The following is a 26,172-nucleotide window of genomic DNA, read 5'->3' on the forward strand; positions in this document are numbered from 1 at the left end:
GCCCCGAGGTTTCGGACCCTCGGGGCCAACCAACGATAACAGGGAGACCAGCATGACCATCATCAATTGCGACATGGGCGAAAGTTTCGGCCTGTGGAAGATCGGCGACGATGCCGGGCTGATGCCGCTGATCGACGTGGCCAATGTCGCCTGCGGCTTTCACGCCTCGGATTTCAACCACATGCGCACGACGGTGCAACTGGCGAAGAAGCACGGGGTCAAGGTGGGCGCGCATCCCTCGCTGCCCGACCTTCAGGGCTTCGGGCGGCGGGAGATGAAGATCGGGCGCGAGGAACTGGCGAACTGCATCATCTACCAGATCGGCGCGCTGTCGGGCTTTCTGAAAGCCGAGGGGATGGAACTGAACCACATCAAGCCGCACGGCAGCCTTTACGGCATGGCCGCGCGGATGGAGGACATCGCCCATGCCGTGGCCGATGCGGCGGATGTGTTCAGGGTGCCGCTGATGGGCATGGCCGGCACGCTGCACGAACAGGTCTATACCGCGCGCGGGCACGGGTTCATTTCCGAATTCTACGCCGATCTGGACTATAACGACGAAGGCGGCGTCATCATCACCCGCGAACATGCCGCGACGGATGAAGATCACGCCGCGCAGGCTTGCCTGCGGGCCATCCGCGAGGGCAAGGTGACAAGCGTGAACGGCAAGGACGTGACGGTGCGGGCCGATGCGATCTGCGTGCATTCCGACACGCCCAATGCGGTCGCCGTCGCGCGCCGGGTGCGCGCCGCCGTCGAGCCTTACCTGACCTCTGCCTGACAAGGGATGCAACGCATGACCAAACAGATCCTGTCGCCGCTGCCCGGCACCTTCTACCGCAAGCCCGCCCCCGACCAGCCCGCCTTCAAGGATGTGGGCGATGCCGTGGCGGTGGGCGATGTGGTGGGGCTGATCGAGGTGATGAAATCCTTCAACGAGGTCGTGGCCGATCAGGCGGGCACCATCACCGGCTTTCCCGCCGATGACGAAGAACCCGTGATGGCCGGCCAGCCGCTGGTGGACCTGGGCTGATGGCGATCCGCAAGCTTCTGGTGGCCAACCGGGGCGAGATCGCGGTGCGGATCATCCGCGCCGCGCGCGAACTGGGGATTGCCACCGTACAGGTCCATTCCGCCGCCGACACCGACAGCCTTGCCGTGCGGATGGCGGATGAAGCCGTGCTGATCGGCCCGCCGATGGCGGCGAAAAGCTACCTCAACATCGCCGCGATCCTGAAGGCCGCGGCCGATACCCGCGCGGATGCGGTGCATCCGGGCTATGGCTTTCTGGCCGAAAACGCCGATTTCGCCGATGCGGTGGTGGCGGCGGGGCTGGTCTGGGTCGGGCCTTCGGGCGATGCGATCCGGGTGATGGGCGACAAGGTGGCCGCGCGGGTCGCCGCCGAATCCGCCGGTGTGCCCGTGGTGCCCGGATCGGACGGGCGCATCGACGATCCCGCGCAGGCCCGCGCGGTGGCGCTGGCCATCGGCTTTCCGTTGATGATCAAGGCCGCGGCGGGCGGCGGCGGGCGCGGCATCCGCATCTGCCACGACATGGAGGAATTCGACCGCCTGATGCCCCAGGCCGCGGCAGAGGCGAAATCGGCCTTTGGCGACGGCGGTTTGTATATCGAGAAGGTGATCGAACGCGCGCGGCATATCGAGGTGCAGATCCTCGGCGACGGCGCCCGCGCGATCCATTGCTTTGAACGCGAATGTTCGCTGCAACGCCGCCGCCAGAAGGTCTGGGAAGAGGCGCCCTCGGCCACCCTGCCCGAGGAGATGCGCGCGCGGCTCTGCGCCTCTGCCGTCGCGCTGGCCGAGGCGGTGAAATATCGCGGGGCGGGGACGCTGGAATACCTTTACGACGATGCGACGGGGCATTTCTACTTCATCGAGATGAACACCCGCATCCAGGTGGAACATCCCGTGACCGAGATGATCACCGGCATCGACCTCGTGCGCGAGATGATCCGCATCGCCGGCGGCGAACCCCTGCGCCTGGCGCAGGAGGACGTGCGGCTGAACGGCCACGCGATCGAGGTGCGCATCTGCGCCGAGGATCCGGCGCAGAACTTCAAGCCCGGGCCGGGCACGATCAGCGGCCTGCGCGTGCCCGGCGGTGCGGGGGTGCGGTTCGATTCCATGCTCTATGACGGCTACACCGTCCCGCCCTTTTACGATTCATTGCTGGCCAAGCTGATCGTCTGGGACGAGGACCGCGCATCCGCCATCGCCCGCATGGCCCGCGCGCTGGATGAATTGCAGGTCGGCGGCATCGCCACCACCAAACCGCTGCATCAGGCGCTGGCCCGCGACCCGGGCGTGCGGCTCGGCGATTTCCACACCCGCTGGCTGGAACCCTGGCTGGAGCAGAACGCCGCGGCGCTGGCGGCAGAAGGAGGAAGTGCATGAAGACCCGGTATTCCTTCGGCGGCGACGAACATGTCTTCGTCGAATGCGACGAGGAAATGTCGCTCGACGCTTTCTTCAAGGGCATGTCGATCACCACCGCGCTGAAAGAGGCGAAGATCCCCGGCGTGACGGAAATCTGCCCGGCCAACGCGTCGTTCCTCGTGCGTTTCGACCCCGACGTGATCGCGCCCGACGACATGATGCGCGAGTTGAAGGCGCTGGAGGCCGCGGCGGATGTGGGCAGTTCGGTGCTCGATACCCGCATCATCGAGGTGCCGGTTCTCTACAACGATCCCTGGACGCATGAGACGCTGATGCGGTTCCGCGAACGCCATCAGGACCCGGGTTCCACCGACATCGAATATACCGCGCGGATCAACGATCTCGACGGGGTGGACGGTTTCGTCAAGGCGCATTCCGGCGCGCCGTGGTTCGTGTCGATGGTGGGCTTCGTCGCGGGGCTGCCGTTCCTTTACCAGATGGTGGACCGCGCGCGGCAGATCCAGTCGCCGAAATACCTGCGCCCGCGCACCGACACGCCGCGCCTGACGGTGGGGCACGGGGGCTGTTTCGGCTGCATCTATTCGGTGCGCGGTGCGGGCGGCTACCAGATGTTCGGCATCACGCCGATGCCGATCTTCGACCCCGCGCAAGAGGTGCCGTATCTGCGCGATTTCATGTGCCTTTTCACGCCGGGCGACATCGTGAAGTTCACCCCCATCGACCGCGCCGAATACGACCATACCCTGGCCGAGGTCGAGGCCGGCCGCTGGATGCCGCGGATCGCGCCTGTGACCTTTTCGCTGGCCGATTTCAAGAAGGACATGGATGGCACCAATGCCAAGGTGATGGAGGCGCTCAATGGCCGTTAATGTCATCAAGCCGGGCCTTGCCACGACGGTGCAGGATCTGGGCCGGCCGGGGTATTACCATCTGGGCATCCCGCTGTCGGGGGCGATGGACCAGCTTTCGCTGACGGCCGCGAACCTGCTGGTCGGCAACCCCGCCGGCGCCGCGGCGCTGGAGGCGGTGTTCCTGGGCCCGGAACTGGAATTCCAACAGGACGCCATGGTGGCCGTGACCGGGGCAGAGATGCCGCCCAAGGTCGATGGCGTCGAACAGCCGGGCTGGACGGCGTTCCGGGTGAAGAAGGGGCAGGTGCTGTCCTTCGGGTTCCTGAAAAAGGGCGCGCGGGCCTATATCGCCATCTCGGGCGGCATCGACGTGCCGGTGGTCCTGGGATCGCGGTCCACCTATGCGCTCGGCGCGCTCGGCGGCTTCAACGGGCGCAAGCTGGAACCGGGCGATGTGCTGCCGGTCGGGCAGGGGGCCACGGTGGCCGAGGGCCGCGTGCTGGCCGAAAACCTGCGCCGCGGGCCCGGCAATCCGGCGGAACTGCGCATGGTGCCCGGGCTCTACTGGCACCGGATCACCGAAGGCGCGGGCAAGGCGTTCTTCGAGGACATCTGGAAGGTCGCGCCCGAGGCCGACCGGATCGGCTATCGCTTCAAGGCGGGCCGCGTGCTGGATTTCGTGCCGCGCGAACCGCCCTTCGGCGCCGGGTCCGACCCGTCGAACATCGTGGATGCGCCCTATCCCTATGGGTCCGTCCAGGTGCCCTCGGGGACGGAACCCATCGTGCTGCACCGCGATGCGGTGTCGGGCGGGGGGTATTTCATGATCGGCACGGTGGTGTCCGCCGACATGGACCTGATCGGCCAGTTGCAGCCGCATACCCCCACGCGCTTCGTGCCGGTGACGATGGATCAGGCATTGGCGGCGCGGGCCGAACGCAAGGCCACCCTGGCCGCGATCACCGCGGCGCTGGAATAGGACCGGCGGCGGCGGGCCCACCCGCCGCCCCTGACAGGGAGCATCGAAGGTGAGATCGACCGGCAAGACCGAGGTGAACGGCGCCCTTGCGGCCCCCCCGGGGGTGGCCCGCCGCCGGCTGCGCGTGCGCGGCACCTCGATCACGCTGCTCAGCCAGATGCGCGAACAGGCGGAACGGGATCTGGGGTTCCGGGTCGATTACGAACTGCTCGACTTCGTGGAATGCCAGCGCCGTGCGGCGCTGGAACCCGAGGCCTACGACGTCTACGAACACTGCTTCCAGAATCTCGACATCGTGTGGTTCTGGGGCGCGTTGCAGCCCATCGACACGCAGCGCATCGTCGAATGGGACAGCATGTCCGACCTGACCAAGACCGGCGGGGTCAGCAAATATGCCTGGCGCGGGCATGGCGACGCGCCGGTGGGCAAGCTTTACATCCAGCCCGGGGGTTTTCTGGGCGACCGGCCGGGGCGGCAGATCGCGATGCTGCCCACGGTGCACAACGTCGACAGCTTCGGCTTCGACCCCCGCGTGTTCGGCACCGGCGAGGCGCCCCGGACGCCAAGCTGGGCCTGGCTTCTTGACCCGCGCGCCAAGGGCCGGATCGCGCTGGTGGACGAACCCGCCATCGGCCTTTTCGATGCGGCGCTGGCCGCCGAGGCGACGGGAGAGCTGTCCTTCGCCGATATCGGCAACATGACCATCGCGGAAATCGACGCGCTGATGGCTCTGCTGGAGGATCGCCGCCGGCAGGGCTATTTCTGCGGATCCTGGCGCAACGGCGAGGATGCGGCGCGCCTGCTGCACGAGGGCCGCGTCGCGGTGCAGAGCATGTGGTCGCCCGTCTATGGCGATCTGGGCCCGATGACCGGCCTTTTCGCCGAGGCCGCGCCCGCCGAGGGCTATCGCGCCTGGCACGGGGGGGCGAGCCTGTCGCGCCATGCCGCGGGGGCGGAACTCGACATGGCCTATGAATATCTCAACTGGTGGCTGGCCGGGCGCGCCGGGGCGATCATGGCCCGGCAGGGCTATTACATTTCCACCCCCGAACGCGCGCGCACCCAGATGACGCCCGAGGAATGGGCCTACTGGTACGAGGGCGCGCCGGCGGCCTGCGACCTGCCGGGGCCCTCGGGCCAGATCGTGGTGCGCGCGGGCGCGCGCCGGGCAGGGGGAGCCTATCGCGAACGGCTCAGCCGCATCGCGGTGTGGAACACGGTGATGGAGGAATACAACTACGCCGTCCGGGTCTGGGACCGGTTCATCCAGCGTGTGAATGCGGGGGCGCCATGATCAGGACCGCGAACCCGCTGGCGCAGGAACCGCGCTATGAACTCATCACCCAGGTCCTGCGCGAAAACATCGCCGAGGGCCGCCTGCCGCCGGGGCTGGTGCTGCTGGAAGGGCCGATCGCGGCGCTGATGCAGACCAGCCGCGCGCCCGTGCAATCGGCCCTGCGCCGCTTGCAGGCCGAGGGGCTGATCCACCGGTTCGAGGGGCGCGGCTTTCTCGTCGGCCCGCCGGGGGCGGAGGTGGCGCCGCTGCGCCGCGACATCCGCGATTTCGCGCTGGAAATCCCCGCGGCGGTGGACGACGCGCTTCAGGTGCGCGGCACCTGGCGGCATGTCTACGACCAGGTGGAGGAAGAGGTCGCCACCTGTCAGGTGTTCGGCGAATACCGCATCGTGGAAACCGAACTGGCCGACTATCTGGGCGTCAGCCGCACCGTGGTGCGCGACGTGCTGGCGCGGTTGCAGGAACGCGGGCTGATCCAGAAGAACCCCAGTTCCCACTGGATCGCCGGCCCCCTGACCGCCCGCACCCTGCGCGAGAAGTTCGAGCTGCGCGCCATCGTCGAACCGGCGGCGCTGCGCCTTGCCGCGCCCCACATCCGCTATGCCGCCGTCGAGGCGATTCGCAACCGCATCGGCGCCGACCCCGACCTGACCTGGGAGGCGCTGGAGGACGCGCTGATGGACGAGTGCATCGCGCAGGCACCAAACACGACTCTCGTCGAAATGATCCGCAACAACCGGCTGCTTCTGTCGGCGGTGAACCGGGCGCTGACCGGGCTCGGCCTGCCGCCGGACGACATCGCGCTGGACCAGTACCGGACGCTTTTCCACCTCATCGCCCGCCATCCGATTGATTCCGCGGCGGAATACCTGCGCGACCACCTGCACATCATGGCGCGCAAGAACCTCGCCCGGATGAAGATCGTCGCCGTGATCAGCGAGACACGCAAGCTCGCGCCCTATCTGACGCCTCAATAAAACGTATATTGCGTTCTTTATCCATTTTGAAGTTTGCGGTGTTCTCGCATTTTTGCGGAATACATGGGCATGTCTGCGGTTTTCATGCCCTGAATATACGCCAAAAGAAAGAAAGACACATGTTGACAGACAGATCTATTCGCTATTTTATACGATATACAGTTTGATGCTGCTGCGGCGGCACTTCGCACGGCAGGTGCAGACGACAATGCGCCGCTACAGGGTTGGACACGTCTAGGGGAGTCAGCGACGGCGAGCGGTTCTGCGGAATCGCGCCGGGGACAGCAGGCATGGCAGCACAATCGGCAATCTTTCGACTTGAAGGGGTCACCCGGCGCTTCGGGGACGTGACGGCGCTCGACGGCGTCACGCTCGATGCGGGGGTGAACGAATATATCTCGCTTCTGGGGCCCTCGGGGTCGGGGAAGACCACGCTTTTGCGCGTGATCGCGGGCTTCGAGGCCCCCGACGCCGGGCGGGTGCATTTCCAGGGGCGCGACATCACCGCCCTTCCGGCGCATGAACGCGGCATCGGCTTCGTGTTCCAGAACTTCGCGCTGTTCCCGCATCTGACGGTGATGAAGAACGTCGCCTTCGGCCTGATGCACGGCAAGGGCGCGCAGGTCCCGCAGGCGGAAATCGACCAACGCTGCCGCGACATGATCGAGATGGTGGGCCTTGCGGGGATGGAAGACCGCGGGGTCGACCAGATTTCCGGCGGCCAGCGGCAGCGCGTGGCGCTGGCGCGCACGCTGGTGATGCAGCCCAAGCTGGTGCTGCTGGACGAACCGCTCGGCGCGCTGGACGCCAACCTGCGCGCGCGTATGCGCAATGAATTGCGCGCGATCCGCGAACGGCTCGGCGTGACCTTCCTGCATGTGACCGGCAGCGAGACCGAGGCGCTGGCGATGGGCGACCGGGTGGTGGTGCTGGACCGCGGGCGGATCATCCAGATCGGCACCTCGGAACAGGTCTACGACATGCCCGAAACCCCCGAGGTCGCGCATTTCATGAACCGTTTCAATCTGTTCGAGGGCAGCCTCAAGGGCGGTGTGTTCGAGGGGCCCTTCGGCCGCGTCGCCGCCCCCCGCGCCCGGCCGGCGAAATCCGACATCTACGGCGTGCGCTATGACCGCATGCGCGTGCTGCCGGCCGACGCCGCGCCCCAGGGCCCGGCGATCCGTGCGCATTTCGTGGCCAACGAATATCTGGGCTCGTCGGTGATGAACTTCTTCGAGACCCCCGACGGCCGCGTGATCGAGATGGAACACCATCTCAGCCTCGGCGCGCCCGACACCTACGTTCCCCGGCAGGATTACCTGCTGACCTGGAACCCCGAACAGGCCATCGTCTTTGGCCGGGAGGCGCACTGATGTCCGACGCAACCGTCACGCGGCGCCGTTCCGCCACCGGCTGGCTGATCGCCCCGGGCGTCATCTGGATGGTGCTGTTCCTGGTCGTGCCGATCCTGATGATCGTCTATGTCTCGTTCTGGACGCAGACCACCTTCAACATCAAGCCCGACATGACGCTGGCGAGCTGGAAGCAGTTCTTCAGCTCCGACACCTATATGGGCTCTTTGTGGACCACGATCCGCATCTGGCTGATCGTTCTGGCCTGCACCTTCATCGTGGGCTATCCCACGGCGCTGTTCGTGGGGCTTTTCGTCAAGTCCAAGACGCTGTCGACGGTGCTGCTGGTCATCTGCGTCATCCCGTTCTGGACCTCGTTCCTGATCCGGGTGCTGGCCTGGCGGCCGATGCTGGGGCGCGAGGGCGCCATCAACATCGTGCTGATGAAGGCCGGCATCATCAGCCAGCCGATCGAGGTGCTGCTGTTCACCGAACTGTCGGTCATCATCGGCATGACGCAGATCTATTGCGTGTTCATGGTCGGCCCCATCGCCTTCATGCTGGCGCGGATCGACCGCAACATCATCGAGGCGGCGCGCGATCTGGGCGCGGGCTTCGGCCGGATCTTCTGGAAGATCATCTTCCCGCTGTCGCTGCCCGGCGTCGTCGTGGGCGCGATCTTCGTCAGCGTGATGGTGCTGGGTGAATTCGCCACCTCTGGCGCGCTGTCGGGCCGCAAGGTGAACCTTCTGGGCAACATCATCGTGACCCAGGTGGGGTCGCTCAAATGGGCGACGGCCTCGGTGGTGGGGGTGATCCTCACCGTGGTGATGGGCATCGTGATCGCGGCCTTCCTGCGCATCGTCGACCTGAAACGGGAGCTGTGAGCGATGGAATCGCGTATCCTCAAACCGATCCTCGCGGTCTATGTCGCGGCTTTCATCCTGTTCCTCTACGGCCCGTTCGTGGTGCTGACGATCATCTCGTTCCAGCAGGGGCCGGAAGGCGGGCCGCAGTTTCCGATCGTCGAATGGTCGACCTACTGGTACAGGCACATCTTCGGGCTGACGCCGCCCTCGCGCATCGCGCCGCTGCCGGTCGGCCAGGCGCTGATCCGCAGCCTGATCCTCGCCTTCATGACCATGGTCACCTCGACCGTCCTGGGGGTGATGGCGGCGCAGGCCTTCCGCAAGAAGTTCCGCGGGTCGGGCGTGGTGTTCTACCTGATCGTGCTCGGCATGATGGTGCCGGGCGTGCTGACCGGGCTCGGCACCTCGCTTCTGGCCAACAACTTCATCGGGATCGAGCGGCACTGGTACACCACCGCCTTCGTGGCCCATGTGTCCTACACCTTCCCCTTCGCCTTCCTGGTGATGCTGGCGATCCTCAACCGCTTCGACGCCTCGGTCGAGGAAGCGGCCTGGTCGCTCGGCGTGTCGCCCTGGACCACGTTCCGCAAGGTCACGTTCCCGCTGATCTTCCCGGGCGTGCTGTCGGCGATGCTGTTCGCCTTCACGCTGAGCTTCGACGAATTCCCCCGCACGCTGTTCGCCTCGGGGCGTGACCAGACGCTGCCGCTGGCGATCTACGGCACCTTCGCGGTGGAAATCCACCCGAACATCTTCGCCTTCGGGGTGCTGACGACGCTGTTCTCGTTCTCGCTGCTGACGGTCTATGCGATCCTGATGGGCCTTTCCGTGCGCCGGGCCAGGAAGCTCGCCATGCAGGAGGACATCGCATGACGACCGCGAACACGGCCATCGTCACCGGCGCGGGGTCGGGCATCGGGCGCGCGATCGTGCAGAAGCTGGCGGGGCAGGGCTACAACGTCCTCGTCAACGACTACAACCCCGCCGCGGCAGAGGCCGTGGCGACCGAGGCGAGGTCCGGCGCGCGCGCCATCGGCGGCGACGTGTCGAACCCCGACGACGTGGCGGCGATGGTGGCGGCGGCGGAGGGCGCCTTCGGGCCCGTCACCCATCTGGTGAACTGCGCGGGCCATGTGCATCAGGCGCGCTTCACCGATCTGGAGGTGGCGGATTTCGACCGCATGATCGCCGTCCACCTGCGCGGCACCTTCCTGTGCACCCGGGCGGTGCTGCCGGGGATGGTGGCGCGCGGCGCGGGCTGCGTGGTCAACATCGCCTCGCAGCTCGGCCAGATCGGCGGGGTGGAACTGGTGCATTATTCCGCCGCCAAGGCCGGCATCATCGGCCTGACCAAGGCGCTGGCGCGCGAGGTGTCGGGGCAGGGCGTGCGGGTGAACGCCGTCGCCCCCGGCCCGATCAATACGCCGCTGGTGCGCAGCCTTTCGCCCGAATGGCAGGCCGCCAAGGCGGCGGAACTGCCCTTGGGCCGGTTCGGCGAACCCGAGGAGGTGGCAGAGGCCGTCGCCTTCCTGTGTTCGCCCGCCGCTTCCCTGTTCGTCGGCCAGACCCTTGGCCCCAATTCCGGAGACGTGATGCTATGACCCAGGTCTGTCTGATCACCGGCGGCGGCATCGGCATCGGCCGCGCGACCGCCCACGCCTTCGCGAGGGCCGGCTATCATGTCGTCGTCACCGACGTGCTGGACAAGGAAGGCCAGGCCGTGGCCGCGGAAATCGCCGCCGCCGGGGGCAGCGCCGAGTTCCGCCGGCTCGACGTGCGGTCCACCGAACAGTCCGATGCCGTGGTTGCCGCGGTCGAGGCGCAGTTCGGCGCCATCGACGTCATCGTCGCCAATGCCGGTATCGCCCACCGCGTGCCGCTGCCCGACCTGACCGACGAAAAGTGGGACCTGACCTTCGACATCGACCTCAAGGGCATCTTCCGCGTCGTGCGCGCGGCGGCCCCGGCGATGAAGGCCCGCGGCAAGGGGTCTGTCGTCGCGCTGTCGTCCATCATGGGCGTCGCCTATGGCTGGGACGAACATGTGCACTATTCCGCCGCGAAATCCGGCGTCGTGGGCCTCGTGCGGGGCCTCGCCGTCGAACTCGCGCGCAACGGGATCCGGGTGAACGGCATCGCGCCGGGCTACATCCGGACGGCGCAGCTTCTGTCCAAGGAACATTCCCTTGGCCCCGAAGCCGCCGAAACCGTGGGGGAGATCATCCCCCTCGGACGCATCGGCCAACCCGAGGACATCGCCGATGTCGCGCTGTTCCTTGCCTCGGACGCCGCCCGCTACATGACGGGACAGGTCGTGGTGGTGGACGGCGGTCTGCTCGTCGGCCGGTACTGAACCGGCGGATCAACAAGAACACGAATGTCAAACGGAGGTTACTATGAGACATACACCCCTCTCGCGGCGCCGCTTCATGCAAGGCACCGCCGGTTCCGTCGCGCTGGCGGCGGGCGGGATGCCGCTTCTGGGCGCGCAGCAGGCCTTCGCGGCCGATCTGGCCAGCCAGGAACTGCGCACCGTCGGCCTGTCGGTGACGGTGCAGGAACGCATCCTGAACGACTTCAAGGCCGCCTCGGGCGTGCGGGCGGTGTCGGGCAAGGCCGACATCTTCCCCAACACCCAGACCGAACTGCTGTCGGGCTCCACCGCCTATGACTGCTGGGAAACCATCGCGGAACGGCTGCCGTCGATCGTGCAGACCGGCCTTGTCGCGCCGATCCCGGCCGACCGGCTGTCCAACTGGACCAACATCGGCGAAAGCTTCACCAAGCCGTCCGACAAATGGGCGCCGTCGGAACAGATCGTCGGCCAGATCTGGACGGACGAAAGCCAGACCGCGCTGAACATGGTGCCGACGGTCTACAACTTCGACTCCATCGGCTTCCGGCCCGACCTCGTGGACCCGGAAGAGGCCTCGATGTGGACCTCGCTGTTCGATTCCAAGTATCGCGGCAAGACCGGCATCAACGTCGACCCGCTGCTGGCCTTCGGTCAGGCCATCATGGCGCTGAACGAACTGGGCGAGCTTGAGGTGAAGAACCCCGGCAACCCCGACGCCGCGGCGATCGAAGAGGCCGTGAAGTTCCTGATCTCGAAGAAGAAGGAAGGCCAGTTCCGCGCGCTTTGGGGCGATTTCGGCGAGGCCGTGAACCTGATGGCCTCGGGCGAGATGATCATCTCTGACGCCTGGCAGCCGGCGGTGATGGCGGTCAAGGCCCAGGGCGTGCCCTGCGCCTATGCGACGATGAAGACCGGCTATCGTGGCTGGGCCATCGGGGTGTCGGCGCTGAAATCCTCGCCGAACTTCGATGCGGTGACCGCCTATGCCGATTACTGGCTGTCGGGCCCGCCGGCCGTCGCCGTGTCGGAACAGGGCTACTATGCCCCGAACGACAAGGTGAAGGAGTTCATGTCGCCCGAGAAATACGCCTTCTGGTACGAAGGCGCGCCGTGGGTCGGCGCGGAAGAGCGCGGCATCAAGGAAGGCGATCTGCGCGACGGCGGCTCGCTCGCCACCCGCGCGGCGAACGTCGCGTACTGGCACCAGTGGCCGGATGAGTACGACCTGCTCATCCAGAAGTGGGACGAGTTCCTCTCTGCCTGATGCGAACCACCGGCCGGGGCATCGCGCTCCGGCCGGACCAAAGACACGAAACCGAGGATTCACCCCCGTGGCCTACGACCTGCAACTCTCCCATGTCGGCAAGGTGTATGACAACGGCACGCCCGCCGTGATCGACTTCAACCTTGACGTGGAAAAGGGGGAATTCATTGCCTTTCTCGGCCCGTCCGGCTGTGGCAAGACGACCACGCTGCGGATGATCGCGGGGTTCGAATCCATCACCTCGGGCGACCTGCTGATCCGCGGCAACCGGGTGAACGACCTGCTGCCGGAAAAGCGGCCGACCTCGATGATCTTCCAGAACTACGCGCTGTTCCCGCATATGTCGGTGCGCCAGAACGTGCGCTTCGGGCTGGAGGTCAAGCAGATGCCCGCCGCCGAGGCCGACGCCAAGGTGGACCGCATCCTCGACAAGCTCGGCCTGAGCGATGTCGCCCATGTGCGCCCCACGCGGCTGTCGGGCGGCCAGCGGCAGCGGATCGCGCTGGCGCGTTCGCTGGTGGTCGAACCCGATATCCTGCTGCTGGACGAACCTCTGGGCGCGCTCGACGCGAACCTGCGGAAGTCGATCCAGAACGAACTCAAGCTGTTGCAGCGCGATCTTGGCATCACCTTCGTCTTCGTGACCCATGCGCAGTCCGAGGCGCTGGCGCTGTCGGACCGGATCGTGGTGATGAACGCCGGCCGGGTGGAACAGATCAGCCCGCCGCGCGAGCTTTATACCCGGCCGCAGAGCCTGTTCGTCGCCCGCTTCATCGGCGCCAACACGCTGATCCCCGGCACGCTGCGCGCGGTCGAGGGCGAGGTCGCGACGCTCGACACCGCTTTCGGCGCGCTGGCGGGGATGCGCCCGCCGGGGCAACCGGCGGCGGGGGCGGCGGTGTCGCTGGTGCTGCCGGCAGAGGCGGTGGACATCCTGCCCGGCACCGCGACCGAGGCCGAACGCGCCGCCTATGGCACCAACCTGATCCCCTGCCGGATCGAGCGGCTGCAACTGATCGGCCATATCCTCCAGATCGCCGTGCGCCTGCCGAACGACGAACTGGTCAACCTCGAAGGCCATGCCGACAAATACGGCGGCCGCCTGCATGCGGGCACGCCGGGCTTCGTCGCCTGGCAGCCCGAACGCGCCACCGTGATCGCCAACTGAGGGATGTGCCATGTCTGCGTCCTATCCTGCGGCGACCGCGGCCTCGCTTGCCAGTGACCTGCGCGCGGGGCGGCGCGACCCGCTCGATCTGGTCGAGGAATGCTTCGCCCGGGTCGCCGCGGTCGGCGATGATGCGATCTTCACCGAAACCACCCGCCCGCGGGCAGAGGCAGAGGCCCGCGCGGCGCGCGAGCGGCTGCGCGCGGGCAACCCGGCCAGCCTGCTGGACGGCGTGCCGATCGCGTGGAAGGATCTCTTCGACCTGAAGGGCCGCACCACCACCGCCGCCTCGGCGGTGATGCGGGGCAGGGCGCCGGCGGCGCGGGATGCGGCGCTGGTCCATGCCGCGATGCGGGCGGGGATGGTCACGGTCGGCTGCGTGAACATGACCGAATTCGCCTTTTCCGGCATCGGCATCAACCCGCATTTCGGCACCCCCCGCAACCCGAACGACGCGGGCGTGCACCGTTCGCCGGGCGGGTCGTCTTCGGGGTCGGGGGTGGTGGTGGCGCAGGGGATCGTGCCGATTTCCATCGGCACCGACACCGGCGGGTCGATCCGCATTCCTTCGGCCTTCAACGGTGTGGTGGGCTACAAGACCTCGACCGGCCATTTCCCGATGGAGGGCGTGTTCCCGCTGTCGCCCACGCTCGACACGCTCGGCCCCTTGGCGCGCAGCGTCGAGGATTGCGTGCTGGCCGATGCGGTGCTGCGCGGCCTGCCCGCACCCGCGGCGGTGGCGGCCGATCCTGCGGCCTTGCGCTTCGTCGTGCCCGACCGGGTGATGTTCGACGATCTGGACCCCGCGGTGGCGGCCAATTTCGCCGCCACGGTCGACCGGCTGACCGCCGCCGGCGCGCGCGTCACCCGGATCGCCCTGCCGCAACTGACCGAGGTGGGCGAGGTCATCGCGCGCCACGGCATCCTCGCGTCGATCGAGGCGATGGCGGTGCACCGCGACCGCATGGCGGGGCCGGAAAAGGCGCAGATCGACCCGCGCGTGGTCAAGCGGATCATGATGGGGGCAGAGGTCAAGGCCATCGACCTGATCGCGCTGACCGAAAACCGCCGCCGCCTGATCGCAGAGGTGAACGCAGCCATCGGCGACGCCTTCCTGATCTGCCCCACGACGCCGACCACCGCCATGCCCATCGGCCCGCTGGAGGCCGATCAGGAGGTGTTCTTCCGCCACAACACCCGTACGCTGCGCAACACCGCGCTCGGCAATTTCCTTGACTGGTGCGGGCTGTCGATCCCGAACGGCACGGATGCGGCGGGCATGCCGACGGGCTTTCTGATCTCTGCCCCGCACGGGCGCGACCGGGCGCTGCTGTCCGCCGGGCTCGGCCTTGAAACCATCATCCGGGGGTAGCCCATGACCGATGCCTGTCCGACCCTGTTCTCGCCGCTGGTTCTGGGCCCCGTCACGCTGAAGAACCGCATCGTCATGGCCCCGCTGACCCGCCAGATGGCCGAACCCGACGGCACCCCCACCGACGAGATGGCCGCCTATTACGCCCGCCGCGCGCGCGGCGGTCTGGGGATGATCATCACCGAGGGCACCTATGAACAGGACGGGTGGCAGTCGAAAGCCTATCTGTCGCAGCCCGGCATCGCGACCGACGCCCATGTCGCGGGCTGGAAGAAGGTGGTGGATGCGGTCCATGCCCATGACTGCAAGATCATCGTGCAGCTGATGCACGGCGGGCGCGTCTGCGACCCGCGCTGCCTTAACGGCGAACCGCCGGTGTCGGCCTCTGCCACGCACAGCGGGGGATGGGTGCTTTATACCGATACGGATTACGAAAAAAACATCCGCGCCATCGACGGCCCCTGGCCCAAGGTCACTTTCGGCCCCGCCCGCGCGCTGCGCGTCGACGACATCCATGCCATCGCCGACGGTTTCGCCGCCGGCGCCGCCCGGGCGGTGGCCGCAGGCGCGGACGGGGTAGAGGTGCATGGCGCCAACGGCTATCTGCTGTGGCAATTCATCAACCCCAAAACCAACCTGCGCACCGACGATTTCGGCGGCTCGCCCGAAAACAACATCCGTTTCGCGAAACTGGTGGGCGACAAGATCCGCGCCGCCATCGGACCCGGCAAGCTGATCGTGCTGCGCCTGTCGCAGGACGGGGTGGACGATTTCACCGGCGCCTGGCCGGGGGTGGCCTATGCCGAGGCGATCGGGGCGGCGCTGAAGGGATCGGCCTATGACGCGCTGCACTGGGCCAGCTTCGACTATGCCGCGAACCGCCAGACCGACAGCGCCGAACCCATGCCCGCCGCGCTGCGCCGCACATCGGGCCTGCCGATGATCGCCAACGGCGGCATCTTCGACGGCGCGACGGCAGAAACGGCGCTGACCAGCGGCGCCGCCGATGCGGTCGCCATCGGCCGGGCGATCTTCGCCCATCCCGACTGGGCCTATATCGTGCGCTCCGGGATGCCCTACGACTGGATGCCGTTCGACCGCAAATACGTGATCCGTCCGCCGCTCGACTACGGACTGGCCTATCCCCTGGCGCTGACCGACCCGAAATGGCCGGCGCCGTAATCTCCACGGAGGAGTGACAATGAGCAAGAAAATCATCTGCGCCTTCGGCACCGATATCGACTCGGTCGCCGGCTGGATCGGGTCCTATGGCGGCGGCGACAGCCCGTCCGACATCCAGCGGGGCATCTTCGCCACCGAGGTGGGCGTGCCGCGCCTGCTGCGCCTGTTCAAGAAATACGACCTCAAGACCACCTTCTTCATCCCCGGCCATTCGCTGGAAACCTTCCCCAAGGAAATGGAGATGATCGTCAAGGACGGTCACGAGGTCGGCGCGCACGGCTACCTGCACGAAAACCCCATCGCCATGACCGCCACGCAGGAAGAGGACGTGCTGGTCAAGTCGATCGAACTGATCAAGGGCCTGACCGGCCAGGCGCCGCGCGGCTATGTGGCGCCCTGGTGGGAAATGTCGAACTCGACCGCCGCGCTGCTGCTCAAGCACGGGTTCAAGTACGACCACAGCCAGGGCTACCGCGACTTCCAGCCCTTCTACGCCCGCGTCGGCGACGAATGGAACACCATCGACTATTCCAAGTCGGCCAAGGACTGGATGCATCCGCTCAAGCACGGCAAGGAAATCGACCTCGTGGACATCGCCGCGAACTGGTATGTCGACGACCTGCCGCCGATGATGTTCATGAAGAAGTCGCCCAACAGCCACGGCTTCGTGAACCCGCGCGACATCGAGGAACTGTGGCGCGACCAGTTCGACTGGGTCTACCGCGAGATGGACTATGCCGTCTTCGCCTTCACCATCCACCCCGACGTGGCGGGCCGCCCGCAGGTGCTGTTGATGCTGGAACGGCTGATCGAGCATATCAACAAGCATTCGGGCATCGAATGGATGACCTTCGAGGATCTGGCCGCGGACTTCCGCAAGCGTTATCCTTTCGACGGCGGCAAACGCCCCGAAGTGATCTGAACCAAAGCGGGGCCGGCGATGCGCCGGCCCCACTTCCGAGGACGGAAAGATGTGCAACGCCTGCGGCAACCCCGCCGCCCCCGGCCACTGGACAGAGGCCGGCGCCGCTACGCCGGGCGACCGGCTGCGCGCGCGGTTCCACCGGGCGGCGCTGCTGAACCGGGTGCTCAAACCCTATGGGCTGATGGCGCATGACGATGGCGTGGTGCCGGGGATCCAGATCGGCACGCTGTCGGGCGCGCGGGTGATCGTGGACCATCTCGATCACGTCTGGGCCGAATGCGACCGGCTTCTGGGGCATCCGGTGGACCCGCTCGACCCGCGTTTCCTGGGCGATGCCGCGCCGTCCACCCATGACTGACCGCACGCCCGGCGCCGCGCCGCAATCCGACACGCGGATGCGGCTGACCGTTCTGGGGGGCTATCTCGGATCGGGCAAGACCACATGGCTGCGCCATCAGCTGCATGTGGGCGCCTTCGGCCGCGTGCATGTGGTGGTGAACGAGGCGGCCGAGACCCCGGTGGACGACGCGCTCTTGGGCCGCGCCGAGGGGATCACATTGCTGGCCGGGGGGTGCTGCTGCTGTGTGGGCCGCCCGGCGCTGATCGCGGCGCTGCGGGATCTGTGCGATGCGCGCAGCAGGCTGTCGGCGGCGGACGACCGGCTGGACCGGATCGTGCTGGAAACCAGCGGGCTGGCCGATCCCGGTGCGATCGTCGCGGCGATCCAGACCGACCCGGTGCTGATCAACCATATCGTGGTGGACGAAACCGTGGTCACGGTGGACGCGATCCATGCGCTGGCGCAACTGGCGGGCGAACCGCTCGGCCGCCGCCAGATCGAGGCGGCGGACCGGCTGGTGCTGACCAAGGTCGATGCGGTCGATCCGGTGACGCTCGACACCCTGCGCGCGACGCTGAAGGTGCTGAACCCCGGCGCGGTGGTCGCGGCCTCGGTCCGGGGCGAGGGGCTGGCGCTGCCGCCCTTGCCGCCCGGCACCGCCCCCGCCCCCCTGCCGCCGGTGGCAGAGGATGCGCGCGGCCCGATCACGCCCACGCGGCTGCATATCGACCCCGGCATCGACTGGTCGGCCTTCACGCTCTGGCTTTCGGCGCTTCTCTATGCGCGCGGCGACGATCTGGTGCGCGTCAAGGGGGTGGTGCGCACGCCCGCCGGGCGGCTGTTGATCCAGACCGTGCGGCGCGTGGTGCAATCGCCCGAAATCCTGCCCGAAGTCCCGCCCGAACAGGGGGACATGCGCGAGGATGACACCATCGTCTTCATCGGCCGCGGCTACCGGCCCGAGGATCTGGGCCGCTCGCTGCGCCATTTCACAGGGAGAACGTCATGACCACCACCATCCGCCCCTTGCGCCCTGAGGACGAGGCCGAATGGCGCCGGCTCTGGACCGGCTATCTGGAATATTACCAGACCTCGGTCCCCGAAGAGGTCTATGCCAGCACCTTCGCCCGGCTCATCGGCGACGATCCGCAGGATTTCAGCGGGTTCATCGCAGAGGTGGACGGCAAGCCGATGGGCATCACCCATTACCTCTTCCACCGCCACTGCTGGAAGATCGAGAATGTCTGCTACCTCCAGGATCTCTATGTCGATCCGGCGGCGCGCGGCACCGGGCTCGGCCGCAAGCTGATCGAGGCCGTCTACAAGGCCGCCGACGAGGCCGGTGCGCCCGCCGTCTGGTGGCTGACACAGGATTTCAACACCACGGGGCGGCAGCTTTACGACCGCATCGCCAAGGTGACGCCCTTCATCCGCTATGTGCGCTGAACGGCCTCAACCCCGCGCCTTGCGGTAGGAATCCTTGAGCGCGATCTTTTCGCCGTCGAAGGCGAAAAGATCGCAGCCGCGCACATCCACGCGCTTGCCGGTGCGGTCGGTGCCGATGAATCGCCAGCTGGACAGGCCCGCATCGCCCATCGCCCGGTGCACGCCCTCGGTCCAGGCGGCTTGCGGAAAGGCGTCGAAGATCGCGGCATAGGCGGCGCGCACGGCCTCGCGGCCCTCATGGCGGGCGCCCTCGACATCGGGCCCCGCGGCGGCATGGAAGGCGCAATCCGCCGCCATGCAGTCCATCAGCGCCTCCACATCGCGCGCGTTCCACGCCGCCATGAACCGGCCCAGCAGCACCAGCCGCCGCTGCGCCATCAGTTCCGCCTGCATCGCACATCCCCCGCCAGATCCCGTCCGGCCCGCAGGATGCAACACTTCCCCGCCGCAAGCCAGCGGCGAAAGGGCGCGCCCGCCCTCACTTTCTGTCCTTAAATATCCCGCGGGGGTCCGGGGGCGCGAAGCCCCCGGCGCCGCCCCCTCCGCCGGGCCCGCCACCCGCCGGAATGGCCCCGTCACGGGATCAGCAGCACAGAACCCGTGGTCTGCCGCGCCTCGACCGCGCGATGCGCCGCGGCCGCGTCCTTCAGCGGGAAGGTCGCGCTGATTTCCAGCTTGATATGCCCCCCGCGCAGCAGGTCGAACAACTCGCCGCAGTATTTCGCGCGGCTTTCCGGCGTGTTGCCATGGAACCCGAACCCGGGGCGGTAAAGCGCGAGGCTGCCCTTCTGCGCCAGCAGCATCAGGTTGAACGGCGGCACCGGGCCCGAGGCGTTGCCGTAGTTCACCAGCGCCGCGAAGGGCCGCGCCACGTCGAAGGACTTGAGGAACGTGTCCTGCCCCACCCCGTCATAGACCGCCGAAACGCCTTCGGGCACCAGCCGGCGGGTGGCGGCGACGAAATCCTCCTCGCGGTACAGGATCGTGTGGTGGCAGCCGTGGGCGCGGGCGAAATCGGCCTTTTCCCGGCTGCCCACGGTGCCGATCACCTGCGCGCCCAGATGGTTCGCCCATTGCGCCAGCAGGCTGCCCACGCCGCTGGCCGCGGCATGGATCAGCACCGTGTCGCCCGGTCCGGGGGTGAAGCAGCGGTGGATCACCACCGATGCCGTCAGCCCCTTGAGCAGGATCGCCGCCGCCTGCCGGTCGTCGATGTCGTCGGGCAGGTGGATCAGATGTTCGGCCCTGAGGTTGCGTTCTTCCGCATAACCTCCGGTGTTTTCGAAGAAAAGCCCGCCGGTGCCGACATAGGCCACCCGGTCGCCCGGCGTGAAGCCGGTGACGCCCGCGCCCACCGCCTCGACCACGCCCGCGGCCTCGTTGCCGAGGATGATCGGGAATTTCGTGCCCTCGGTGATGTAGAAGCCGCCGTTGCGCACGTTGATGTCGGAAAAGTTCAGCCCGATCGCGGTATGGCGCACGCGCACCTCGCCCGGCCCGGGGGCGGGCAGGTCGATGTCGACCCATTGCAGGACCTCGGGACCGCCATTGGCGTGGATGGCCATTGCTTTCATCGGCTTACCTCTTGCATTTCCGCCCCATCCTGCCCCGCCCCGGCGCGCCCCGCAGTCCCCCGCGATGGGGTCAGCGCGGCGGCAGGCTGCGCGCGGTATCGACGAAGGCGCGGACCTGCGGGCTGCGGTTGGTGCGTTTCCAGACCAGCACGGTGCGGCTGCGGAAGGCGGGGTGGTGAATGGGGCGCGCCTCGACATTGCGGCCAAGCGCGCCGATCAGGCTTTCGGGGTAGATGGTGATCCCCAACCCCGCCGCCACCAACCCGATCAGGGCCAATGTGTTCGACGCCTCGACCCGCACCTTCAACGCCACGCCTTCGGCGCTGAACATGTCATTGAGCCGCCAGCGGTATTCGCCCCATTCGCGCAGGTCGCCCAGAATCAGGTCCTGCCCGGCGATGTCGGCGGGGGTGATCGCGGTGCGGTGCAACAGCGGATGGGCCCGCGGGGTGACGGCGTAAAGCGGTTCGTCCGTCAGCGTGACGGCATGGTATTCGCTGTGTTCGAACGGGCCGATCATATAGCCCGCGTCGATCTCGTCATTGGCCAGCGCGATCTTCTGGCCCTGCGTGCGGATGTAGCGCAGTTCGGTTTCGATATGCGGATGGCTCTGGCGGAACCGCGCCACCGCCATCGGCATCAATTCGGTCGCCGCAAAGGCCATGTAGCCGATCCGCACGAGGCCGCTTTTCCCCTCCGCCACCCGCCGCGCGGCGGCGACAGAGGCGTCGTAGCGCGTCAGCAGATGGGCGTTTTCCTGATAGAATACCCGCCCCGCCTGCGTCAGCGCCACCTCGCGCGTGGTGCGTTCCAGCAGACGGAAGCCCAACAGCGCCTCGAGCTTCTGGATGCGGCGGCTGAGCGCCGACTGGTCGAGGCCCAACCGTTCCGCGCTGCGGCGAAAATTCAGCTCCTCGGCCACGACGAGGAAGGAATCGAGCATCTCCAGCCCCGTCCTGCCGGCCATTCCGCGCTCCGCCGCATGATGCAATCCACGCATCAATAAACCCGAATCCGTCAATTCCGCAACCCGCCGCCGCAACGGAATATCCCCCCATCCCATCCCGACAGGAGACGAATGATGAACGACGTCGACACCAAGGAACTCGACCGGCTGCTGCAACAGGCCTTCGACACCGCCAGCAAGCTTTACAAGGAACGCGGCTTCCAGCGCCGCGTGGGCTTCGGCAAGCGGCCGGCGCTGGTCAGCGTCGATCTGGCGAACGCCTGGACCCGCCCCGGCAACCCCTTCACCTGCGATCAGGAGAAGATGGACACCGAAATCATCCCCGGCATGCAAAAGCTGCTCAAGGCATTCCGGGCCGCGAACCTGCCGGTCGTCCATGTGACCACCGCCTACGAGATCACCGACCGCAACGCCGATTTCACCGACATGGGTCTTTGGCACAACAAGATCCCGGTCGAGGTGGTGGATCTCAAGGACAGGGATCTCTGGGCGATCGACAGCCGCATCGCGCCGGTGCCGGGCGAATACACGCTGCTGAAAAAGCGCGCCTCGTCCTTCCACGGTACGGAACTGGCGGGGATCCTGCGCGCCAACAACGTCGATACGATCCTTGTGACCGGCGTCACCGCCTGCGCCTGCGTGCGCCAGACGATCTGCGACGGGCTGGCCGACGGCTTCCGCACCATCGCGGTCAAGGAATGCATCGGCGACCGCGTGCCGGGCGCGGTGGCCTGGAACCTGTTCGACATCGACGCCAAGTTCGGCGACGTCCACACGGTGGACGAATGCGTGGCCTATATCGACGGGCTCGCCGCGCGGAAAGTGGCGGCCGAATGATCCGCCCGGCCCCCGCCAGATAGACCGGACGATGGCGCCGCCCCCGGCAACCGGGGTGCGGCGCCGCGCTTTCGGGCGGGGGCAGCAACCAACAGGAGGCTTGGAAAAAATGGCCAGAATTGGCGTCGACGTGGGTGGGACGAATACGGATCTGGTGCTGGAATGCCGCAAGGGCGTATTCTACCACAAGGTCCCCACCACCCTGAAGAACCAGTCCATCGGCGTGGTCGAGGGCGTGCAGGGCATCTGCCGCATGGCCGGGATCGACACCGCCGAGGTGGAGATGATCGTGCACGGCACGACCACCGCCACCAACATCACCATCGAACACAACGGCGCCGAATGCGGCATGCTGACGACCGAGGGGTTCCGCGACATCCTGCATATCGGGCGGCACAAGCGGCCCTACAATTTCAGCCTGCATTTCGACGTGCCGTGGCAGAGCCAGCCGCTGGTCAAACGCCGCAACCGCATCGCCATCCGCGAACGCATCCTGCCGCCATCGGGCGACGTGTCGGTGCCGCTGGACGAGGATGCCGTGCGCGCGGCCTGTGCGCTGTTCCGCAAAAGGGGCGTCAGTTCCATCGTCATCGGCTTCATGTTCGCCTTCCTGAACGACGCCCATGAACGCCGCGCGCGCGAGATCGTGCTGGAGGAACTGCCCGACGCCTATGTCACGCTGTCGTCGGAAGTCGCCAATGTGATGCGGGAATACGAACGCTTTTCCACCGCGGCGATGAACTGCTATGTCGGGCCGAAAACGGCCTTCTACCTGCGCGATCTGGAAAGCCGCCTGCGCGGCGCGGGCGTGGCGTCGAAACTGCGGATCATGCAGTCGAACGGCGGCGTGTCCACGGTGGATGCCTGCGCCCGCCGCCCGATCCGCATCCTGATGTCCGGCCCCGCCGGCGGCGTGATCGGCGGCGCGTCAGAAGGGCAGATGGCGGGCGTGCCCAACATCATCACCGTGGATATCGGCGGCACCTCTGCCGACATTTCCACCATCCCCGGTGGCACGGTGAAGATCATGAACCCGCGCGACACCTATGTGTCGGGCCATCCGGTGCTGACGCCGATGATCGACCTCGTGACCATCGGCGCGGGCGGCGGGTCCGTCGCCCATATCGACGCGGCCGGGGCCTTCCATGTCGGCCCGCGGTCGGCCGGGTCGGAACCGGGGCCCGCCTGCTATGGCCGCGGCGGGGTGGAGCCCACGGTGACGGATGCGCAGATCGTGCTCGGCCGGCTCGACCCCGACATGGCTTTGGGGGGCGATCTGCGGCTGGATGCCGATCTGTCCTACAAGGCGATCGAGGAAAAGATCGCCCGTCCCCTCGGGATGACCGTCACCGAGGCCGCGCTCGGCATCATCAGGATCATCAACAACAACATGGCGCTGGCGATCCGGTCGAATTCCGTCGCGCGCGGCATCGACCCGCGTGATTTCTCGATCATGCCTTTCGGCGGCGCGGGGCCCCTGCACGGCGTGGCGCTGGCAGAGGCGATGGCCTGCAAGGATGTGATCGTGCCGGTGGCGCCGGGGATCACCGCCGCGGTGGGCCTGCTGAAAACCGATCTGCAATACGAACATACCGAAGCGGTGATCGTCGAACTGGGCAAGGCCGGCCCCGACCGGATCGCGCGCATCAACGCCGCCGTGGCCAGCCTGCGCGACCGCGTGCAGGACGAACTGGACAATGACGGCATCCCGCGCGACCAGCAGCGCATCGCGGTGGTGGCCGAATGCCGTTATCACGGGCAGGGGTTCGAACTGCGCGCCGCCATGCCCGAAGGCGCGGTGACGCCCGACAACATCGCCACCATCGCCACCAGTTTCCACGACCGGCACAAGCAGGATTACGGCTACAGCTACCCGCAGGCAGAGGTGGAACTGATCACCCTGCGCGCCATCGGTTCGGCCAGCGTGCGGCGGATCGAGATCCCGCGCATCGCCCCCGCCGACGGCAGCGGCGTGGACCGCGCGCTGATGTTCACCCGCCCCACCACCTTCGACGACGGCACCACGCGCGATACGCCGCGCTATGACCGCACGAAACTGCTGGCCGGCGACCGGGTGGAAGGCCCCGCGATCCTGCACCAGCACAACGCCACCACGCTGATCCCGCCCGGCTATGTGGCGGAAACGCTGGATTACGGCAACACCCGCATCCGCGCGCTGTAAGGGGGACGGAGGATGAACCAGATGCAGAAACCGCAGGCCGCCGCCGTCGACCCCATCACCCTTCAGGTGATCCGCGGCGCGTTCGAGACCATCGCCGAGGAAATGGGCCATGTGCTTTACCGCATGTCCTTTTCCTCGATCATCCGCGAAAGCCAGGATCTGGGGGCGGGGCTGTTCGACACCGCCTTCAACACGCTGTGCGAAAGCGAAAGCACGCCGATGCATATCGGCTCGATCCCCGGCTATCTGCGCGGGATCGCGGAGACGCTGGAGGATGGCGAATGGTACGAAGGCGACGTGGTGGTGCATAACCACCCCTATTTCGGGTCTTCGCACACGCCCGATCTGGCCATCGTCGCGCCGGTGTTCTTTCAGGGCCGGCTGGTGGGCTTCGCGGGCAACACCGCGCATCACGTCGATATCGGCGCGGCCACCCCGGGGCTGATCATCGACGTGCCGGACGTGTTCGCCGAAGGCATGCTGTTCGCGGGGACCAAGCTTTACCGCAAGGGCGAACCTAACAACGCGATGTGGAACTACATCCGCCGCAACAGCCGCGCCGCGCAGCAGCTGGTGATGGATATCGAGGCGCAGGTGGCCTCGGCCCGGCTGGGTGCCAAGCGGTTCGTGGAACTGCTGGAAAAATACGGCGAGGACAGGGTGTTCGCCGCCGCCAACCAGTTGATGGACTATGCCGAACGGATGACGCGCCAGCGCATCGCGGCGATCCCGGATGGCGATTATACCGCCGAGGGCTGGCTGGACGACGACGGCCGCAACCGCGACAGGCGGCTGAAGGTCAAGGTGACGCTGCGGGTGCGCGGCGACGAGGTGGAGGTGGATCTGACCGGTTCCGCCGACCAGACCCCCACTGCCTACAACGTACCCTTCGAGGGGTCGACCAAGGTCGCCGCCTATGCCGGGTTCCGCAAGATCCTGCTGGACGCCGCGACCTCGGACACGCGCGTGCCCTCGAACGAGGGGTCGTTCCGCCCGATCAAGGTGACGGCGCCGCTCGGCTCCATCTTCAACCCCAGGGCGCCGGCCAGCGCCGAGGCGCGGTTCACCCAGTGCAACCGGATGATCGACCTCATCATCCGCGCGCTGGCCCCGGTGATGCCCGATCAGGTGATCGCGGGGTCGTCGGCCTCGATCAGCTTCGCGGCCTATTCGGGGGTGCGGCCATCCGGTGACTACTGGGTGTTTCTGGAGGTGAACGAGGGCGCCTATGGCGGCCGGCCCCGCAGCGACGGGCCGGACAGCATCGACAACCTGATGGCCAACACGCGCAACAACCCGCTGGAAGATCTGGCGATGCATATCCCCATGATCTGCGACCGCTACGAGTTGCGCGACGATGCCCCCCCCGGCGCGGGGGCATTCCGCGGCGGCATCGGCGTGGTCAAGGCGCAGCGCGTGCTGACGCCGGCCTTCATCACCCACGAATCCGAACGCCATACCGAGGCGCCCTGGGGCATCTTCGGCGGCACCGACGGCACGGTGGGCCGCTGCACCATCACCAACCCGAACCGCCCCGGCGAGGAACGCGAGATGCATTCCAAGTTCTCGGGCCTCGCGGTGGAGGCCGATGACGTGATGACCTACTACAGCCCCAACGGCGGCGGCTATGGCGATCCCCTGGATCGCGCGCCGACGAAGGTGCTGGAGGATGTGCTGGACGGCTACTATTCCGCCGACCATGCGCGCGAGGTCTATGGCGTGATCGTGGATCCGGAGGCGGAGACGGTCGACATGGCGGCGACCGGGCGCCTGCGGCTGGCGATGCAGAAGCACCGCTGACGGCGGCGGGGGGGGG

Annotated in this window: 26 protein-coding genes; 23 read left to right on the forward strand and 3 right to left on the reverse strand. The window is 67.2% G+C overall.

Annotated elements, in window-relative coordinates; genetic code table 11:
- The first annotated feature begins 52 nt into the window (after nt 1-52).
- The 20 genes from pxpA (at nt 53) to RGD00_RS02890 (ending at nt 18,796) form a co-directional block, all read left to right on the forward strand.
- Entirely contained in the window at nt 53-781 is a 729-nt protein-coding gene (pxpA, locus tag RGD00_RS02795) for a 5-oxoprolinase subunit PxpA (RefSeq protein WP_310455706.1), read from the forward strand.
- 15 nt (nt 782-796) lie between these two features.
- Complete coding sequence (locus tag RGD00_RS02800; protein ID WP_310455707.1) at nt 797-1,033, forward strand: acetyl-CoA carboxylase; 237 nt, start codon at nt 797-799, stop codon at nt 1,031-1,033.
- A complete protein-coding gene (locus RGD00_RS02805) occupies nt 1,033-2,415 on the forward strand; it encodes an acetyl-CoA carboxylase biotin carboxylase subunit (protein ID WP_310455708.1) in 1,383 nt (460 codons plus the stop codon). The genes RGD00_RS02800 and RGD00_RS02805 overlap by 1 nt, the downstream gene beginning before the upstream one ends.
- Nucleotides 2,412-3,287, forward strand: coding sequence for a 5-oxoprolinase subunit B family protein (locus tag RGD00_RS02810; protein WP_310455709.1), 876 nt, complete (start codon nt 2,412-2,414; stop codon nt 3,285-3,287). The genes RGD00_RS02805 and RGD00_RS02810 overlap by 4 nt, the downstream gene beginning before the upstream one ends.
- The gene (locus RGD00_RS02815; protein ID WP_310455711.1) at nt 3,277-4,248 is read left to right on the forward strand and encodes a 5-oxoprolinase subunit C family protein; all 972 of its coding nucleotides are present in this window, start codon (nt 3,277-3,279) and stop codon (nt 4,246-4,248) included. Before RGD00_RS02810 ends, RGD00_RS02815 begins: the two co-directional genes overlap by 11 nt.
- A gap of 49 nt (nt 4,249-4,297) precedes the next feature.
- The gene (locus tag RGD00_RS02820) at nt 4,298-5,542 is read left to right on the forward strand and encodes an ABC transporter substrate-binding protein (RefSeq protein ID WP_310455713.1); all 1,245 of its coding nucleotides are present in this window, start codon (nt 4,298-4,300) and stop codon (nt 5,540-5,542) included.
- Nucleotides 5,539-6,522, forward strand: a complete 984-nt coding sequence (locus tag RGD00_RS02825) for a GntR family transcriptional regulator (RefSeq protein ID WP_310455714.1) — start codon at nt 5,539-5,541, stop codon at nt 6,520-6,522. Before RGD00_RS02820 ends, RGD00_RS02825 begins: the two co-directional genes overlap by 4 nt.
- Nucleotides 6,523-6,812: 290 nt before the next feature.
- A complete protein-coding gene (locus tag RGD00_RS02830; protein WP_310455716.1) occupies nt 6,813-7,895 on the forward strand; it encodes an ABC transporter ATP-binding protein in 1,083 nt (360 codons plus the stop codon).
- Nucleotides 7,895-8,761 (forward strand): ABC transporter permease, encoded by an 867-nt coding sequence (locus tag RGD00_RS02835; RefSeq protein ID WP_310455718.1) that lies wholly within the window; start codon nt 7,895-7,897, stop codon nt 8,759-8,761. The genes RGD00_RS02830 and RGD00_RS02835 overlap by 1 nt, the downstream gene beginning before the upstream one ends.
- A 3-nt stretch (nt 8,762-8,764) precedes the next feature.
- Nucleotides 8,765-9,616, forward strand: coding sequence for an ABC transporter permease (locus RGD00_RS02840; protein WP_310455719.1), 852 nt, complete (start codon nt 8,765-8,767; stop codon nt 9,614-9,616).
- A complete protein-coding gene (locus RGD00_RS02845) occupies nt 9,613-10,344 on the forward strand; it encodes an SDR family NAD(P)-dependent oxidoreductase (RefSeq protein ID WP_310455720.1) in 732 nt (243 codons plus the stop codon). The genes RGD00_RS02840 and RGD00_RS02845 overlap by 4 nt, the downstream gene beginning before the upstream one ends.
- Nucleotides 10,341-11,096 carry an SDR family NAD(P)-dependent oxidoreductase gene (locus RGD00_RS02850; RefSeq protein WP_310455722.1) on the forward strand — a complete coding sequence of 252 codons (756 nt, stop codon included), beginning with the start codon at nt 10,341-10,343 and terminating at the stop codon, nt 11,094-11,096. The genes RGD00_RS02845 and RGD00_RS02850 overlap by 4 nt, the downstream gene beginning before the upstream one ends.
- A gap of 43 nt (nt 11,097-11,139) precedes the next feature.
- Entirely contained in the window at nt 11,140-12,363 is a 1,224-nt protein-coding gene (locus RGD00_RS02855) for an ABC transporter substrate-binding protein (protein ID WP_310455724.1), read from the forward strand.
- 67 nt (nt 12,364-12,430) lie between these two features.
- Entirely contained in the window at nt 12,431-13,531 is a 1,101-nt protein-coding gene (locus RGD00_RS02860) for an ABC transporter ATP-binding protein (protein WP_310455726.1), read from the forward strand.
- A gap of 10 nt (nt 13,532-13,541) precedes the next feature.
- Nucleotides 13,542-14,903: an amidase gene (locus tag RGD00_RS02865; protein WP_310455728.1), complete on the forward strand. Its 1,362-nt coding sequence runs from the start codon at nt 13,542-13,544 to the stop codon at nt 14,901-14,903.
- Between the two features lie 3 nt (nt 14,904-14,906).
- Nucleotides 14,907-16,085, forward strand: coding sequence for an oxidoreductase (locus RGD00_RS02870; RefSeq protein WP_310455729.1), 1,179 nt, complete (start codon nt 14,907-14,909; stop codon nt 16,083-16,085).
- Nucleotides 16,086-16,104: 19 nt separating this feature from the next.
- Nucleotides 16,105-17,007: a polysaccharide deacetylase family protein gene (locus tag RGD00_RS02875; protein ID WP_310455730.1), complete on the forward strand. Its 903-nt coding sequence runs from the start codon at nt 16,105-16,107 to the stop codon at nt 17,005-17,007.
- A gap of 49 nt (nt 17,008-17,056) precedes the next feature.
- On the forward strand, nt 17,057-17,368 hold the full coding sequence (locus RGD00_RS02880) for a hypothetical protein (RefSeq protein ID WP_310455731.1): 312 nt from the start codon (nt 17,057-17,059) through the stop codon (nt 17,366-17,368).
- Nucleotides 17,361-18,359: a CobW family GTP-binding protein gene (locus tag RGD00_RS02885; RefSeq protein WP_310455732.1), complete on the forward strand. Its 999-nt coding sequence runs from the start codon at nt 17,361-17,363 to the stop codon at nt 18,357-18,359. Before RGD00_RS02880 ends, RGD00_RS02885 begins: the two co-directional genes overlap by 8 nt.
- Nucleotides 18,356-18,796, forward strand: coding sequence for a GNAT family N-acetyltransferase (locus RGD00_RS02890; protein ID WP_310455734.1), 441 nt, complete (start codon nt 18,356-18,358; stop codon nt 18,794-18,796). The genes RGD00_RS02885 and RGD00_RS02890 overlap by 4 nt, the downstream gene beginning before the upstream one ends.
- Nucleotides 18,797-18,802: 6 nt before the next feature.
- On the opposite strand, the gene RGD00_RS02895 is transcribed toward RGD00_RS02890, so the two are convergent.
- The 3 genes from RGD00_RS02895 to RGD00_RS02905 all read right to left on the reverse strand — a co-directional run bounded on the left by RGD00_RS02895 (nt 18,803) and on the right by RGD00_RS02905 (nt 21,337).
- Nucleotides 18,803-19,189 carry a nuclear transport factor 2 family protein gene (locus RGD00_RS02895; RefSeq protein WP_310455736.1) on the reverse strand — a complete coding sequence of 129 codons (387 nt, stop codon included), beginning with the start codon at nt 19,187-19,189 and terminating at the stop codon, nt 18,803-18,805.
- 182 nt (nt 19,190-19,371) lie between these two features.
- Nucleotides 19,372-20,370, reverse strand: a complete 999-nt coding sequence (locus tag RGD00_RS02900) for a quinone oxidoreductase family protein (RefSeq protein WP_310455737.1) — start codon at nt 20,368-20,370, stop codon at nt 19,372-19,374.
- A gap of 70 nt (nt 20,371-20,440) precedes the next feature.
- Nucleotides 20,441-21,337, reverse strand: a complete 897-nt coding sequence (locus RGD00_RS02905) for a LysR family transcriptional regulator (protein WP_310455738.1) — start codon at nt 21,335-21,337, stop codon at nt 20,441-20,443.
- A gap of 114 nt (nt 21,338-21,451) precedes the next feature.
- Here RGD00_RS02905 and RGD00_RS02910 point away from each other — a divergent pair, with 114 nt between their 5' ends.
- The 3 genes from RGD00_RS02910 (at nt 21,452) to RGD00_RS02920 (ending at nt 26,156) form a co-directional block, all read left to right on the forward strand.
- Complete coding sequence (locus RGD00_RS02910; RefSeq protein ID WP_310455740.1) at nt 21,452-22,174, forward strand: isochorismatase family protein; 723 nt, start codon at nt 21,452-21,454, stop codon at nt 22,172-22,174.
- A 109-nt stretch (nt 22,175-22,283) separates the two neighbouring features.
- Nucleotides 22,284-24,356 (forward strand): hydantoinase/oxoprolinase family protein, encoded by a 2,073-nt coding sequence (locus tag RGD00_RS02915; RefSeq protein ID WP_310455741.1) that lies wholly within the window; start codon nt 22,284-22,286, stop codon nt 24,354-24,356.
- A gap of 12 nt (nt 24,357-24,368) precedes the next feature.
- On the forward strand, nt 24,369-26,156 hold the full coding sequence (locus tag RGD00_RS02920) for a hydantoinase B/oxoprolinase family protein (protein WP_310455743.1): 1,788 nt from the start codon (nt 24,369-24,371) through the stop codon (nt 26,154-26,156).
- Nucleotides 26,157-26,172: the final 16 nt, after the last annotated feature.

Origin of the sequence: Ruixingdingia sedimenti (genome assembly GCF_031432425.1) — a bacterium.
GTDB lineage: Bacteria > Pseudomonadota > Alphaproteobacteria > Rhodobacterales > Rhodobacteraceae > Ruixingdingia > Ruixingdingia sedimenti.

Bases quoted from the DNA above. Each gene is read 5' to 3' on its own strand.
- RGD00_RS02815 (WP_310455711.1), top strand. From the start codon at position 3,277: ATGGCCGTTAATGTCATCAAGCCGGGCCTTGCCACGACGGTGCAGGAT.
- RGD00_RS02800 (WP_310455707.1), top strand. From the start codon at position 797: ATGACCAAACAGATCCTGTCGCCGCTGCCCGGCACCTTCTACCGCAAG.
- RGD00_RS02830 (WP_310455716.1), top strand. From the start codon at position 6,813: ATGGCAGCACAATCGGCAATCTTTCGACTTGAAGGGGTCACCCGGCGC.
- RGD00_RS02885 (WP_310455732.1), top strand. From the start codon at position 17,361: ATGACTGACCGCACGCCCGGCGCCGCGCCGCAATCCGACACGCGGATG.
- RGD00_RS02855 (WP_310455724.1), top strand. From the start codon at position 11,140: ATGAGACATACACCCCTCTCGCGGCGCCGCTTCATGCAAGGCACCGCC.
- RGD00_RS02875 (WP_310455730.1), top strand. From the start codon at position 16,105: ATGAGCAAGAAAATCATCTGCGCCTTCGGCACCGATATCGACTCGGTC.
- RGD00_RS02890 (WP_310455734.1), top strand. From the start codon at position 18,356: ATGACCACCACCATCCGCCCCTTGCGCCCTGAGGACGAGGCCGAATGG.
- RGD00_RS02850 (WP_310455722.1), top strand. From the start codon at position 10,341: ATGACCCAGGTCTGTCTGATCACCGGCGGCGGCATCGGCATCGGCCGC.
- pxpA (WP_310455706.1), top strand. From the start codon at position 53: ATGACCATCATCAATTGCGACATGGGCGAAAGTTTCGGCCTGTGGAAG.
- RGD00_RS02900 (WP_310455737.1), bottom strand. From the start codon at position 20,370: ATGAAAGCAATGGCCATCCACGCCAATGGCGGTCCCGAGGTCCTGCAA.
- RGD00_RS02845 (WP_310455720.1), top strand. From the start codon at position 9,613: ATGACGACCGCGAACACGGCCATCGTCACCGGCGCGGGGTCGGGCATC.
- RGD00_RS02865 (WP_310455728.1), top strand. From the start codon at position 13,542: ATGTCTGCGTCCTATCCTGCGGCGACCGCGGCCTCGCTTGCCAGTGAC.
- RGD00_RS02895 (WP_310455736.1), bottom strand. From the start codon at position 19,189: ATGCAGGCGGAACTGATGGCGCAGCGGCGGCTGGTGCTGCTGGGCCGG.
- RGD00_RS02810 (WP_310455709.1), top strand. From the start codon at position 2,412: ATGAAGACCCGGTATTCCTTCGGCGGCGACGAACATGTCTTCGTCGAA.
- RGD00_RS02915 (WP_310455741.1), top strand. From the start codon at position 22,284: ATGGCCAGAATTGGCGTCGACGTGGGTGGGACGAATACGGATCTGGTG.
- RGD00_RS02825 (WP_310455714.1), top strand. From the start codon at position 5,539: ATGATCAGGACCGCGAACCCGCTGGCGCAGGAACCGCGCTATGAACTC.
- RGD00_RS02805 (WP_310455708.1), top strand. From the start codon at position 1,033: ATGGCGATCCGCAAGCTTCTGGTGGCCAACCGGGGCGAGATCGCGGTG.
- RGD00_RS02840 (WP_310455719.1), top strand. From the start codon at position 8,765: ATGGAATCGCGTATCCTCAAACCGATCCTCGCGGTCTATGTCGCGGCT.
- RGD00_RS02905 (WP_310455738.1), bottom strand. From the start codon at position 21,337: ATGGCCGGCAGGACGGGGCTGGAGATGCTCGATTCCTTCCTCGTCGTG.
- RGD00_RS02880 (WP_310455731.1), top strand. From the start codon at position 17,057: ATGTGCAACGCCTGCGGCAACCCCGCCGCCCCCGGCCACTGGACAGAG.
- RGD00_RS02920 (WP_310455743.1), top strand. From the start codon at position 24,369: ATGAACCAGATGCAGAAACCGCAGGCCGCCGCCGTCGACCCCATCACC.
- RGD00_RS02910 (WP_310455740.1), top strand. From the start codon at position 21,452: ATGAACGACGTCGACACCAAGGAACTCGACCGGCTGCTGCAACAGGCC.
- RGD00_RS02870 (WP_310455729.1), top strand. From the start codon at position 14,907: ATGACCGATGCCTGTCCGACCCTGTTCTCGCCGCTGGTTCTGGGCCCC.
- RGD00_RS02835 (WP_310455718.1), top strand. From the start codon at position 7,895: ATGTCCGACGCAACCGTCACGCGGCGCCGTTCCGCCACCGGCTGGCTG.